The 12,583-nt window shown below is 55.9% G+C and carries 14 protein-coding genes; 6 read left to right on the top strand and 8 right to left on the bottom strand.

Going from position 1 to position 12,583, the window contains the following annotated elements; genetic code table 11:
* Positions 1 to 32: 32 nt before the first annotated feature.
* On the bottom strand, positions 33 to 1,007 hold the full coding sequence (gene pip, locus P1U45_RS14885; protein WP_301059780.1) for a prolyl aminopeptidase: 975 nt from the start codon (positions 1,005 to 1,007) through the stop codon (positions 33 to 35).
* A 186-nt stretch (positions 1,008 to 1,193) separates the two neighbouring features.
* On the opposite strand from pip, the gene P1U45_RS14880 reads away from it, so the two are divergent.
* Positions 1,194 to 1,718: a hypothetical protein gene (locus P1U45_RS14880; RefSeq protein WP_301059779.1), complete on the top strand. Its 525-nt coding sequence runs from the start codon at positions 1,194 to 1,196 to the stop codon at positions 1,716 to 1,718.
* 11 nt (positions 1,719 to 1,729) lie between these two features.
* On the opposite strand, the gene P1U45_RS14875 is transcribed toward P1U45_RS14880, so the two are convergent.
* Both P1U45_RS14875 and P1U45_RS14870 read right to left on the bottom strand, forming a co-directional pair.
* Positions 1,730 to 2,092, bottom strand: coding sequence for a DUF423 domain-containing protein (locus P1U45_RS14875; RefSeq protein WP_301059778.1), 363 nt, complete (start codon positions 2,090 to 2,092; stop codon positions 1,730 to 1,732).
* A 4-nt stretch (positions 2,093 to 2,096) separates the two neighbouring features.
* Positions 2,097 to 2,537, bottom strand: coding sequence for a PaaI family thioesterase (locus tag P1U45_RS14870; protein ID WP_301059777.1), 441 nt, complete (start codon positions 2,535 to 2,537; stop codon positions 2,097 to 2,099).
* Positions 2,538 to 2,753: 216 nt separating this feature from the next.
* Between P1U45_RS14870 and P1U45_RS14865 the strand changes: the two genes are divergently transcribed.
* The 4 genes from P1U45_RS14865 to P1U45_RS14850 are packed head-to-tail and all read left to right on the top strand — an operon-like array spanning position 2,754 to position 6,200.
* Positions 2,754 to 3,878: an ABC transporter permease gene (locus P1U45_RS14865; protein ID WP_293608648.1), complete on the top strand. Its 1,125-nt coding sequence runs from the start codon at positions 2,754 to 2,756 to the stop codon at positions 3,876 to 3,878.
* A complete protein-coding gene (locus P1U45_RS14860) occupies positions 3,875 to 4,633 on the top strand; it encodes an ATP-binding cassette domain-containing protein (protein ID WP_022696200.1) in 759 nt (252 codons plus the stop codon). The genes P1U45_RS14865 and P1U45_RS14860 overlap by 4 nt, the downstream gene beginning before the upstream one ends.
* A 2-nt stretch (positions 4,634 to 4,635) precedes the next feature.
* Entirely contained in the window at positions 4,636 to 5,592 is a 957-nt protein-coding gene (locus P1U45_RS14855; RefSeq protein ID WP_301059776.1) for an MlaD family protein, read from the top strand.
* Positions 5,592 to 6,200 carry an ABC-type transport auxiliary lipoprotein family protein gene (locus P1U45_RS14850; RefSeq protein WP_301059775.1) on the top strand — a complete coding sequence of 203 codons (609 nt, stop codon included), beginning with the start codon at positions 5,592 to 5,594 and terminating at the stop codon, positions 6,198 to 6,200. The genes P1U45_RS14855 and P1U45_RS14850 overlap by 1 nt, the downstream gene beginning before the upstream one ends.
* A gap of 4 nt (positions 6,201 to 6,204) precedes the next feature.
* Here P1U45_RS14850 and P1U45_RS14845 read toward each other — a convergent pair whose 3' ends face one another.
* On the bottom strand, positions 6,205 to 8,163 hold the full coding sequence (locus tag P1U45_RS14845; protein WP_301059774.1) for a hypothetical protein: 1,959 nt from the start codon (positions 8,161 to 8,163) through the stop codon (positions 6,205 to 6,207).
* A gap of 112 nt (positions 8,164 to 8,275) precedes the next feature.
* The gene (locus P1U45_RS14840) at positions 8,276 to 8,488 is read right to left on the bottom strand and encodes a hypothetical protein (RefSeq protein WP_293608643.1); all 213 of its coding nucleotides are present in this window, start codon (positions 8,486 to 8,488) and stop codon (positions 8,276 to 8,278) included.
* A gap of 146 nt (positions 8,489 to 8,634) precedes the next feature.
* On the opposite strand from P1U45_RS14840, the gene P1U45_RS14835 reads away from it, so the two are divergent.
* Complete coding sequence (locus P1U45_RS14835) at positions 8,635 to 9,006, top strand: Hpt domain-containing protein (RefSeq protein ID WP_293608642.1); 372 nt, start codon at positions 8,635 to 8,637, stop codon at positions 9,004 to 9,006.
* Here P1U45_RS14835 and P1U45_RS14830 read toward each other — a convergent pair.
* From P1U45_RS14830 to P1U45_RS14820, 3 genes are all read right to left on the bottom strand, one after another.
* Positions 8,967 to 9,311: a chorismate mutase gene (locus P1U45_RS14830; protein ID WP_301059773.1), complete on the bottom strand. Its 345-nt coding sequence runs from the start codon at positions 9,309 to 9,311 to the stop codon at positions 8,967 to 8,969. The two genes, P1U45_RS14835 and P1U45_RS14830, sit on opposite strands and share 40 nt — an antisense overlap.
* 96 nt (positions 9,312 to 9,407) lie before the next feature.
* Positions 9,408 to 11,504, bottom strand: a complete 2,097-nt coding sequence (locus P1U45_RS14825; RefSeq protein WP_301059772.1) for an EAL domain-containing protein — start codon at positions 11,502 to 11,504, stop codon at positions 9,408 to 9,410.
* Between the two features lie 165 nt (positions 11,505 to 11,669).
* Complete coding sequence (locus P1U45_RS14820; protein ID WP_301059771.1) at positions 11,670 to 12,482, bottom strand: ferredoxin--NADP reductase; 813 nt, start codon at positions 12,480 to 12,482, stop codon at positions 11,670 to 11,672.
* Positions 12,483 to 12,583: the final 101 nt, after the last annotated feature.

Raw genomic sequence — 12,583 nt, 5'->3', positions numbered from 1 at the left:
CCCTTTTTTGTATCTGATTATTCGGTGAAAGATTAGCCGAGAAGCTGCTGGAATTCTTCAGTCGCATTGATCAGGGCATTCACAATGCCAGGCTCGAGGCTTGAGTGTCCTGCATCCGGAATGATTTCCAGACGGGATTTTGGCCACGCCTTGTGCAGTGCCCAGGCTGACGACATTGGCGTCACAACATCATAGCGGCCATGCACGATGACGCCGGGAATATCCTTCAGAATATGTGCCTGATCGAGCAGCCATCCGTCTTTCTCGAAAAAGCCGCCATTGTGGAAATAGTGGCACTCAATACGAGCAAAGGCGTCTACGAAGGCGTTGTCGTCGAAGCGCGGCGGGCGTACGGCTGGCCCGCGAATAGACAGGGTTTCGCCCTCCCAGCACGCCCATGCCCGCGCGGCTTCCAGACGTGCTTGTTTGTCGTCTGACATCAGGCGTTTGTAGAAGGCCTCAAGCAGGTTATCGCGCTCGTCTTCCGGAATTGGCGCGATATAGCGGTCATAGGCGTCAGGGAAGATATGGCTTGCGCCTTCCTGATAGAACCAACGCAGCTCACGCTGTGTCAGCAGGAAGATGCCGCGCAGAAGAAGACCGCTCACGCGCTCCGGGTGTGTCACCGCATAAGCCAGAGACAGCGTGGAGCCCCAAGAGCCACCAAAGACGAGCCATTTCTCAATACCGAGTTCTTTGCGAAGCTTTTCAATATCTTCGATCAGATCCCATGTGGTGTTGTCTTCCAGAGAGGAATAAGGCGAAGAGCGTCCGCATCCGCGCTGGTCGAATAAGACGACGCGGTAATGGCGGGGATCAAAAAAGCGGCGCATCTCTGCGCTCGCGCCACCGCCCGGGCCGCCATGCAGACCGAGCACCGGAATGCCGTTCACAGGGCCGGCGTCCTCCCAGTAGAGTTCGTGAAGGGATGAAACCCTGAGGCGACCTGCGCGTCTGGGATCTGTATGCGGGAAGAGTTTTCTTCGGGAAACGGGCTTAGTATTCATGCATGCTTCACCTATAGTAGGTCAAAACATAGATAAAGACTGGACGGGCGTTAAAAATTCCAGTTCTGTACCATTACAGAACATAAAATGAGAGTTTAGGGCGATATGGTTTTGCGTTTTTTGGGTACCGCGGCTCTCGCAGTACTTTGCGCAAGTTGTGCTACGGTGTCTATGCAGCCGGCCAGCATGACAGCTTCAATAGTCAGACCGAAGTCTGACCTTCAGCAAACAGCTGAAGCCTTCAGTGACGACGCTGCCGACGCTGGCTGGGTCCAGAGTCGCGATGCTGTCTCCTTCATCACAAACAGTCTGTTCGGAAATAATGACGACGAGAGCGCTACTGCTGACTATGTCGAAGTCATTCAGGCAAACTCAGCGCCGGTCGCAGATGTGCAAAGCCGTCTTCAGGCTGATACAGAGCAGACGCTCATCGCGCTGACTGAGATCAATGCACAGGCAAATGCGCTTCTGTCTTCAGAAAATGAAATCGTTCGCGGTGATGTCTCCAGCTTTGAAGATGTGCTGATCACCGCGCGTGACTGCCGCCGGTCTTTCAATCACGCAGCGGATGCTCTGGCTGAACGCGACGCCACTGTGACAGTCGAAACGGAAATAGCGCTCTCAGGCCTTGATGAGCAGATCGACCGTATGAGCGGCCTTGCGGACCAGCTGGTAGAGCGTTGGCGCAATGAGGACGTCGCAACGTCCTAAGTTGAGCTCGATTAAAGGCGTGAGCGATAGCCTTCAAAGGCAAGCCACGCCCAAGCAATCAAAAGACTTATGCCGCCAATCGGCGTGAAAGCACCTAGCCAGCGCGGCGCGCCGAGAGCCATGCTGTAGAGCGTGCCTGCAAAGACCAGAATACCAATGAAGAATGCGAGTGCCGGGCCTCTGAGGAGTTCCGCGCGGGCCTTATTCAGGCCAATAGCAATCATCGCGACAGAGTGGGTTAGGGCGTAAAGCGTCGCGGTATCCCACCAGTCGCCTGCGTCACCGACCAGAACATCACTCAAACCGTGCGCGCCGAACGCGCCGCAGGCTACGCTGATAAATCCGCAAATCGCGCCAAGTGTCAGAATAAGCATCTGGTCAGTTCCCGTCGGACATCTTCTTTGAAGGCAGAGCATAGGTCACAATCGAGTGGCTCGCCGGTTCGTCCATTGTTTCTTCGCGTACATCAACTTCGATGACTGCGAGCTTCTTCCCGATTTTCAGAACCTTGCCCTGAGCGAGCACATTGCCAGCCTTGCAGGCGTTCAGAAAATTGATGTTCAGGTTTGATGTGACTGCATATGGTTCGATACCCGTGCGGGTAAAGATCGCAAAGTAAGCAGCACAATCTGCGAGCGCCATTTGTGTCGGACCAGAAATGACGCCGCCAGGCCGCAGCATATTATCGTCATACGGCATGCGTACGGTAACTTCACCGTCGCCGACATGCGTAACTTCCATACGCGGGTTTTGTCTCTCGCTTCCAAACGCCTTGGTCAGAAAGGCGTTGATCTCCTCTGCGCGCACTTTTGACGTCACGGGAGTCCTCCAATTTTTTTGAGCAAACTAACGGGACTGACGCGCAGGGAAAGCATACATTTAGCCGCAGCTAAGCAGTGTACGAATTCTGTGCGCTCCCTTGGTAAATTTACTACACCTGTGAGGAGAAACTCGCCTGTATGTAGAAGAGACATGGTTTAGACACAGTGATTCCCGTATTTTCGGGTTTCGTAATTTTAAAGTGGAATTCTGAGCTTGAGCGCGTTCCGGGTGGACAATCAAAACGGTGAGGCGGTGCTTCACGTTGAAGGAGACTGGACGGTCAAAACCGTCGGGGCTCTGGAGCGTGAGATTCGCCGTGCGCGTTTTGAGAGGGCGCCGCAGCTTGTCGATGTCAGCGCGCTTGGTGCTGTGGATACCGCAGGCGCCTTCCTCATTCATACCATGCTCGAAGATGGGGGCATCGAGGCCGACAAAACCTATCAACTGATTGGCGAGCATGCGCAGGCCAAAGCCTTGCTGGAGCTTGTATCCGGACGTGAGCGTCAGGAGAAGGTGGTCGCTTCGCAACCGCTTTCGATCATCGATCTTCTGGCCCGTGTCGGCAAGGGCAGTGTTCACTTCATGGACGAGGCTGTCGGTACGCTGAGCTTTATCGGCGAAGCCATGCTTACAACGTTCAAGCTGCTCCTGCAGCCGCACAAAATTCGCTGGACCAGCGTGTTCGCCGTTATGGAAGAAGCCGGGCTGGATGCGCTACCAATCGTGTCTTTCCTCTCGTTCTTTGTTGGCATGGTGATCGCCTTTATTGGCGCGACCATGCTTCAGCAAACGCTTGGCGCGACGGTGTTCACTGTCGAGCTGGTCGGCTGGGCAGTTATGCGTGAATTCGGCGTGGTGCTGACAGGCATTCTTCTGGCCGGGCGGACCAACTCCTCGTTTACTGCGCAGATTGGCTCGATGAAGATGCGTCAGGAGATTGATGCCATGCGCACGCTTGGTATTGATCCGATCGAAGCGTTGGTGACGCCGCGTATTCTGGCCATGCTGATCATGACGCCGCTTCTGGCGTTCGGCGCAACACTTTCCGGCCTGTTGGGCGGGCTTATGATTTCATGGGTGGCGCTGGATATTTCGCCTATCCTCTTCATTACCCGCATCCAGGATATTGTAATCATCCAGAACTTCTGGGTGGGCATGTCCAAGGCGCCGGTCTTTGCGGTGGTGGTTGCCATGATTGCCTGCCGTCAGGGGCTGCTTGTACAGGGCGATGTTCAGTCGCTCGGCAAAGCGACCACGGCGTCGGTCGTTCATGCCATTTTCCTGATTATCGTCGTCGATGCGATTTTCGCCATGATGTATATGGAGCTCGGCATATGAGCGATCCGATCATTCAGGTGCGCGGGCTTAAAACCCAGTTCGGCGATCATGTGGTTCATGAGAACCTCGACCTCGATATCTATCGCGGCGAAACAATTGGCGTTATTGGCCCGTCCGGTTGCGGCAAGTCGGTTCTGTTGAGCGAGATTGTAGGCCTGCTGACTCCCACGGCGGGCTCCGTCACCGTGTTTGGCGAGACACTATCTGAGCTATCCGATAGAGACCGCCAGGCCATTGAGCGGCGCTGGTCGGTGATGTTTCAGGACGGCGCGCTCTTCTCAAACCTCACCGTGCGCGAGAACGTGATGGTGCCGATGAAAGAGCACACAAACTTCTCTCATGATTTGATGCACGATCTGGCTGACCTCAAGATCAGCCTGTCCGGCCTGCCGCTCAACGCTGCGGACAAAAAGCCGTCCGAACTCTCTGGCGGTATGCGCAAAAGGGCGGCAATGGCGCGTGCACTGGCGCTTGATCCGGAGCTTGTGTTTCTGGATGAGCCGACAGCGGGTCTCGACCCGATTACAGCCGGACGTTTTGACTCGCTCGTGCGTGAACTCAGCCGCCTTCTCGGTCTGACGGTCTTTCTCGTGACGCATGATCTCGACACGCTGAAGGCGACATGTGACCGGATTGCGGTGCTTGGCGACAAGCGGGTAAAGTATACCGGAACGCTCGAAGAAGTTTCACGGATCGATGATCCGTGGGTGCAGGAATATTTTGGCGGCCCACGCGGGCGGTCGGTGGTAGGATAGTTATGGAAACACGTGCCAGTTATGCCCTGATCGGCGCAGCAGTTCTGGCTGCTTTCGCTGCACTCATTGCCTTCACCATCTGGCTGGGCAAGGTCGAGTTTGATCGTGAGTTCTCAGAATACGATGTTGTGTTCGAAGGCGCGGTGAATGGCCTGTCGGAAGGCGGGCAGGTCCGTTATCTGGGCATTAATGTCGGCGAGGTGGTCAGCCTCTCACTTGATCGCGAGAACACCGAGAATGTCATCGCCCGCATTCGTGTTGATGCCGATACGCCGGTTCGTACAGATTCTACAGCCTATCTCGACTTCGCAGGACTGACAGGCGTGACGTTTATCCAGATCAGGCCGGGTTCGGCTCAGGCCGATCTGATGCCCGGTAGTGCGACGAACCCGCCCGTGCTCGAAACGGAGCAGACACAGCTGCAGGAAATCTTTCAGGGTGGTCAGGATCTGATGGCCAACGCGCAGGTGACGTTGTCACGTTTGAATGCCGTTCTGGACGCAGAGAACGCGGAGACCTTCCGCCAGACGCTCGGCAATATCCAGCGCATTACCAACGCGTTTGCTGAAGACGAGCAGCTTATGCAGGATGCTGGCGCTGCGCTGCGTTCGCTTGCCGATGCGGGTGAGGCAGTCGCTGATGCGGCGCGCAGCTTCGGATCGCTCGAAACGGATATCCAGACGGCGCTCACGGACATTGCTGACAATGCAGATGCGTTGATTGATGATGCGCGGCGCCTGATCCAGACATCTGAAACGGCGGTGCTCGAAACACAGGAAAGCATGCGCGGTGTGCGTGAGGCCGTCGAGGAACCGGCAGAACAGACCCTGCAGGAAATCCAGCGCCTGACGACCGATATGCGATCGCTTGTGCGCCGCCTTGATCGTATCGCACGCGAAGTCGAGCAGAACCCGCAGAGCTTCATTCAGGGCCAGCCGCGGCCTTACCGAGAGGATTGATGATGAAACTGAAGACAACCGTTCTCAGCCTCACGGCTCTATCGCTTGCCGGATGTGTCTCGGTTTTGCCTGAGCCTGTCGTACCTGATGCGCTCTACCGTTTCACCAGCACCTCTCAGCCGATGAGCGGTGCGCCGGTTTCGCTGCCCGCCAATATCATCGTGTTCGAGCCTGAAGGCTCGTCTTTGCTGCTGGGCCGCAATATCGCTTATGAGAGCGAAGACGGGGCGCTGAGCGTTTTGCCGGAAGCCGAATGGACAGAATCCGCTTCGCGCCTTTTACAGTCCGCGCTTCTGGATCGATTGTCGCTTCAGGGCGCTGACAGTGAAGGCGTGGCTGTGGACGAGCGCCTGACGCTCAGCGCGGCGTATGAACTGCACTGGACTGTACGCGATCTGGTCATTGGCGAGGAAGATGCGGTGGTGACGGCGCGTGTTGAGATTCTCAACGGGCGTACGGGCGGCATTGTTGGCCAGACCTTCATCACCAAACGTGAGTCCTATACCGGCAGAGCGGATACAGAGGGTACGCGCGCACTTATTCGTGCGGCACGCGGCGTGATCGATGAGATTGCGGCAGAGCTGCCCGACCTGATGTCAGACAGCTGATCTGCTAGTTCTTCTGGCTGTGAAACGCTGCATCCAGAAGTAGGAAGGCCGTCAGGCGTTTGGCTGCGGCGGTGCGGCTGCGATCCGCCTCATTCAGAGACCGCATCGCATCCGTCGTTTCTTCAGAAAGGAAGCGTTCGACAGCCGCGTGGAAATGCTCCTGATCTTCGATACGGTATTGCAGTTCCTGAACCTTTGGTCCCGCAAACTCGCGAACAGCGCGGCGGCGATTGCGTTCATTGCGACGTGACGCACCCGCAATTTTACGCGTTTCCTTCATCGTGAACGCATCCGTCAGCGCGATGCCCATATCCTCGACTTCGCTCAGAATGATGCGGGCTGCATCGTCACGTTCTTCTGGATCGGAGGACAGGCCGGCCAGAAGGTCTTTCCAGGACAGGCCCATTTCTTTTTGCGATGCGCTGTCGAACGCGAGATCAAACAGAGAGCTTTCCTCGCTGGTTGTCTCACTGTTTTCCGGCGCGGGAGTGCGTTCCTGAACGCTCGTTTCGCCATCGTTTTGCGTTGCAGCCTTCTGCCTTGGCTGCGACAACAGCATGGACGAGGTGCTCTTATCCGGTTCGCCAAGCGTCTCGAAGGATGGTTTTGGCTCATCCGTATCAGGCTGGCGCCGGCGCAGATTTTCCGGTGGTGCCGGTGCTGGTGTTGGAGCAGGCGGTTGAGGCTGCGGCGCTACGGGCTGGGCCGGTGGATCCGGCATAGCAGGCGCTGCGGAAAGAATGTCTCCGTCGCTTAGACCGTTCAGCAGCGCAGAGGCGCGCTCAATGCGCTGACGGGCGCGTTCGAGACCGGCTTCAGCGGTGGATGTCGCACGCGTTGCTGCGTCATACAGCATCTGCGAGAGCGCCATGATGCGGTGTTCTGTTTCATCGGCCTGAGAGCGCGCAGCATCGCCTGCGGCACGCGTAGCCGCTTCAGCCTGCTGACCAGCCGTCTTGAGCTCGGCAAGACCTTTGAGGGCTTCCTGAACGGCTTCGCGGGACTGGGCTCGGATGAACTCAGAGGCTTCGCGTGTACCATCAAGCGCGTTTGCGACAGCCGAATTGAGGGCGTCGCCCGTCTCGGTCGCAGCCGTCGCCGCAAGCTCGCTCGCGCGGATCGCTGTTTCGACAGTTTTGGAGGACTCCGTGAGGCGTTGCTCGATCTCTTCAACAGACGTGTTTATGCGCGCAGAGCGGGCTTCAGCATCTGCAGACATCGCGTCGAGCGCAGCCAGCTTGTCGGTGAGCGTCATCGTTGAATCGTTGAGAGATGTCAGACGGTCATCCAGCGCCTTGTCGGCTTGCGCGACCTCGTGTTGGGCAAGGCGTGCTGCCTCGGCCATGGCGCGGGCCTGACGTGGAATGGCTTCGGAAATTGCGGCAGTTTGTGTCTCAACGGCGCTGGAAAGCTCGCCGAGGGCCTGACGCTCTTCTGCGAGCTTGTTCATCATGCTCGCAATGGTTTTCGTATTCTTGGTGACGAGCTCCGAAAACTCTTCACGCTCAGTGCCCAGTGTGGCGCGCAGCTCAACCAGTGAGGCGTGAGCGGTTTCAACCAGCTCGTCGACCTTCTGTGTCTCTTCGCGGACCTTATCTGTCAGCGTCTCAATACGTGAGCTCGCAGCATCGGCTGGCATGAGCAGCATTTGTGAGGCGCGAAGAACCAGCGTGTTAGCGCGTGCATGGCGCATGGACTGGCGGCCCATAAAGCCAGCGAGAATGATTGCGATCGCAGGCCCTGCCAGAATAGTGGCGCCAGCAGCGAACCAGAGCGGGTTCATGAGAAGGAAAGCTTGGGTGCCCAGTGCTGCCCAGGCCGTAAGAACAGCGCCTACATACAGAAATGCGGCTGCAGCAAAGCCTGCGGTAACCATCCAGGTACCGGCTGTTCGGATCTGTTGAAGCTCTTCCTGAGTTTCCTGAAGGGCTTTCAGATAGTTTTCATCACGCGACTGGGACATGGGGACAGATACTGCAATATTTTGCGGGATCATGCGACCGGCAAACGCAGTATTTTTTTAATTTTGTGTTAACAAAACGGCCGGATTCTGCGGCTTGCGGACCGGAGTTCACTTAAGACCGGAAAAGCTCGTGCTGTGTCAGCGGTGTGTCTTTACGATAAACCGGCGCAGAGATCAGCTGAACAGGGGCTTCTGTCTGCATGTAGATTTTTGCAGCCTGACGCTGCTCTGCAGAACGATCGGGCTGCGATGTGTAATCAACACCGATCCAGCTCAGAACGGTGACGAGGATTACGTCTCTCAGTATGACAAGAATTTCTAACATCACTGACTCCAGACCCCTTGAAGCATGCTTAATATCGCTGAAAATGGCATCTACAACAAGACTGCGGCGCCGATTATTTGATGAAACCCTGTTAATGTATTCCTGCTACTGCGAGTACTCTGGAAGCGTTCGCACAGGATATCATTATGGACCGCTGGATCGACCGGCAGCAGCTCGCAAACAATACCGCTCTGGATGCGGAGCTTGCTCTTGAAGTTCTTGAGATTTTCAAAGGCCAGGTTGAAACCTGGGGGCAGATGCTGGACGCAAATGATGCGCCCGAACGCTGGGCTGATGCGGCTCATACCATTAAGGGCGCAGCGTTGGGTATCGGTGCCGGACCGCTTGCAGAGGCCTGTAAAGCGGCAGAAGCGGCGGGTCGGTCAGAGCCACCGCCATCAAAAACGCGCGCAGCCGTACTCATCAACGATATCCGCGATGTTCTATACCCCACGCTGGAAAGCGTCGCGCGCGTCGATCACGAATTGCGCGTGTCGGGCTTTTTGAGATTGTCGTAGGATTTGAATTCGTAAGCGATCGACTGCTCGATCAGGAGGCGCCAGACAGGCTCTGCAATTTCAGGCGCGAGGCCGTATTCCTTGCAGGCTTCCAGAACATTTGAAACGACCTGCTCGATGCGTGGTTCGTCGCGAACGGCCTCACGTTTTGGCTTGATGCGAGCCGCTGCGTCCATGAAGGTCTGGCGTTCAGCAAGAATCTCCACGAGCACCCGATCCAGCCGGTCCACTTCATAGCGGACGTCCGACATCGTTTGAGCTGTCTCTGCAGTGTGCTTGCGCGGCACGGACGTATAGCTGGTCATGTGAAACTGGGCTCCTGACATCTCTCTGTTAAGACCGGAGCCCGTTTGCAATGTAATCGCTACCGCGTCCACGATATGCCATAGTAATGGCGGCGTTTAGCCCGTTGAGACGATGCGAACCGTGCCGAGATTTGGCTGTTCTCCATCGGGAGAAAACAGCGTTTCTATGGTATGTTGTGAGCTTCGGATCTCAATCAGGTCAGAAAGCTTTTCCGGACGCCCGAGCAGGAAGCCCTGAATCTCGTCACAGCCTTCTTCTTTCAGAATGCTGAGTTGAGCCGCGCTCTCGACGCCTTCAGCCAGAACCGGAATGGAAAGACTTTTGCCAAGCGACAGAACCGAACGCACGAGTGCGCGGGATTCACGGCTGACCTCGATTTCCGACATGAAGAAGCGGTCCAGTTTGATCTTGTCGAAGGGGAAGGAGCGGAGAATTTCCAGCGAGGAATAGCCTGTGCCGAAATCATCCAGCGCCACCTTAACGCCGAGCGCTTTGATCTGGCGCAACACGTGGAGAGATCGGTCACGGTCTTCCAGAATTGCGGTTTCCGTTAGCTCGATTTCGAGACGGTGTGGCGGCAGGCCGGTCTCCAGGAGTGTCTGGTGGACGATGCGCGGCAGTTCTACCTGCGTAAGCTGCAGAGCCGACATGTTTACAGCGACTTTGTCTTCCGATTCCCAGCCTGCAGCATCTTCACATGCACGGCGCAGAACCCATTCGCCGAGACGAATGATAAGCCCGCTTTCTTCCGCGATAGGGATGAAGACGCTTGGAGAGATCGGCCCCAGCTTTGGATGCGTCCAACGCAGAAGCGCTTCAAGGCCGCTGATTTTGCTTGATTTAACAGATGCCTGAAGCTGGTAGTAAAGCTCCAGCTCATTGTTTTCCAGCGCTTGTGCCAAAGATGCGGCAAGCTCCCGCTTCTGCCGTGCTTCTTCGTCCATAGAGGCGGTGTAGAAGCAGATTGAGTTGGAGGCATGTATCTTCGCGCGATACATTGCGAGGTCGGCATTATTGCGCAGCGTGTCGCTGTCTTTGCCGTCGTCAGGGTAGCAGGCGATACCAATGCTGCCGCTCAGATGGAGCGTGGTTTCATTGACCTGAAGGCGCGTATTCAGTGCCGATTGAAGGCGCGAGAGAAAGTCTTCCAGCTCTTCCTCGGTGGAATATTCCTTCGTCGCGGCGAATTCATCGCCGCCGAGCCGCGCGACAATTTCGCCGCTATGACATTGCGCTTTGAAGCCGTTGGCGAGCGCGATCAGAGCTGCATCACCAGCTTTGTGGCCATGGGAGTCGTTAATGTCCTTGAACCGATCCATATCAATGCCAATCACGGCCAGACGCGAGCCTGTACGCTCCGACTTCTCGATGCGGCTGTTCAGGTCATCCATGTAGGCATTGCGATTGGCCAGACCCGTCAGCGTGTCCGTCATCGCCATTTTCAGGAGTTTTTCATAACCCGCTTTCTTCTGGTCCTGATCGAGGAAGAAGGTGGCCGCGCCAAGAGCAATCACCATCATACCCGCGAATGCAGTCGCAATAGACAGCGCCGTAAAGGTTTCAGCATCCATAGGCATATCGGAAATGGACAGAGATGTGATCTCCATCGCGGACATGCCGGTGAAGTGGAGGCTGATAACGCCCAGCGCGTACAGTGCGACGGAGGGCAGGTTGAAACGCAGGTTCGAGAAACGATTAAACGCCCAGCCGGATGCTGCAGTGAACAGGCAGCTGAGATTAACGGACGCGGCAACGTAGGACATGTCCCACTCAACAATGCCATCCACGCGGTATGCGAGCATGCCCACATAATGAAGTGCAGCCATGCTGCCACCCAGTGTGAGATTGCCTGTAATGACTGTAAGCGGCGTGCGCCCATAGATCACAAGTGCTGTCGCCATGAAGAAGCCGAACATTGGCGCAATCAGCGACACCAGTGTGAGGACGGGATCGAGAACGACGGGTACATGAGCTTGGAAGGACAGCATTGAAATGAAGTGTGTACACCAGACGGTCGTACACAGCGCCGCGGCGCTGATGCCCATCCAGCTAACTCTCACCAGGCCTGTCGAGTGCAGACACTGTCTTAAAAGCTGTACGTAGGTCAGAGACCCGGCAATACAGATGAAAGCTGCGAGCAATACGAGACGAATGTCATGCTCGAAAGCAAGGCAGTAAATAACGTTTATCATCGAGTCCCGGCGAGTGATTTGTGTTGCAAACCTGAGTAAACTCGTCGGATTAAGATGGCGTTCGAGAGATCGGATAATTTGTCCGAATGCGTTTACGTTTGAGTATGAAAAAAAAGCCACCGGCAGGGCCGATGGCTTTTATGTTTTTCAGTGTGTTAGCAGTCGTTAGCCTGCGAAGGCTTTCTCAATAACAAAGTCGGCTGGCGCGGCATTGGAGCCTTCAACCAGGCCTGCCTTTTCGCAGAGCGCTTTGGTGTCCTGAATCATCTGCATGGAGCCGCAAATCATGACGCGGTCTGTCTCTGCATTGAGGGGTGGAACACCCAGATCTTCGAACAGTTTTCCGCTCTCCATCAGGTCAGTGATACGACCCATGCGCGGGAAGTCCTCACGTGTGACCGAGTTATACAGACGGAATTTATGCGCATACTCGTCGCAAAGCGGATCGTCCGGCAGAGCTGCTGTCAGCTCTTCGCCATAGGCCAGCTCTGAGATTTCACGACAGGTGTGTGTGAGGATCACTTCGTCGAACTTCTGGTATGTCTCTGGATCGCGCATCAGGCTCGCGAATGGCGCGATGCCTGTACCGGTGGAAAACATGTAGAGACGTTTCGCCGGTGTGAGTGCGTCATGCACCAGCGTGCCTGTCGGCTTCTTGCCAAGCAGAACCTTATCGCCCGGTTTAATGTCGCAGAGGCGGGATGTCAGAGGGCCGTCCGGCACTTTGATTGAGAAAAACTCAAGCTCTTCATCCCAGGACGGGCTGGCGATAGAGTAAGCGCGCAGAAGCGGTTTGCCGTCTTCTTTTGGAAGACCGATCATTACGAATTCACCCGAACGGAAGCGGAAGCTACCTGGACGCGTGATCCGGAACTTGAACAAACGGTCTGTATAGTGTTGGACGGAAAGTACCGTCTCCTCTGTCGGCGCGTTCGGATTTACCTTTTTCACCGGGCTGGCTGCTTGCGTCTCGCTCAACGGCCTGTCCTCTTTTCTTTAGGTTATAACGTTTCTGAACTTGCGGGTCAGCATTTACGCTTGGATAGACATAGGAGCAACCGGTCAACAAGTCGCGCCTG

Source organism: Ponticaulis sp. (assembly GCF_029210165.1).
In the GTDB taxonomy this organism is placed as follows: Bacteria; Pseudomonadota; Alphaproteobacteria; order Caulobacterales; family Hyphomonadaceae; genus Ponticaulis.
The sequence above is the reverse complement of the archived record's forward strand: the minus strand, read 5'-3'. Positions and strand labels throughout refer to the sequence as shown.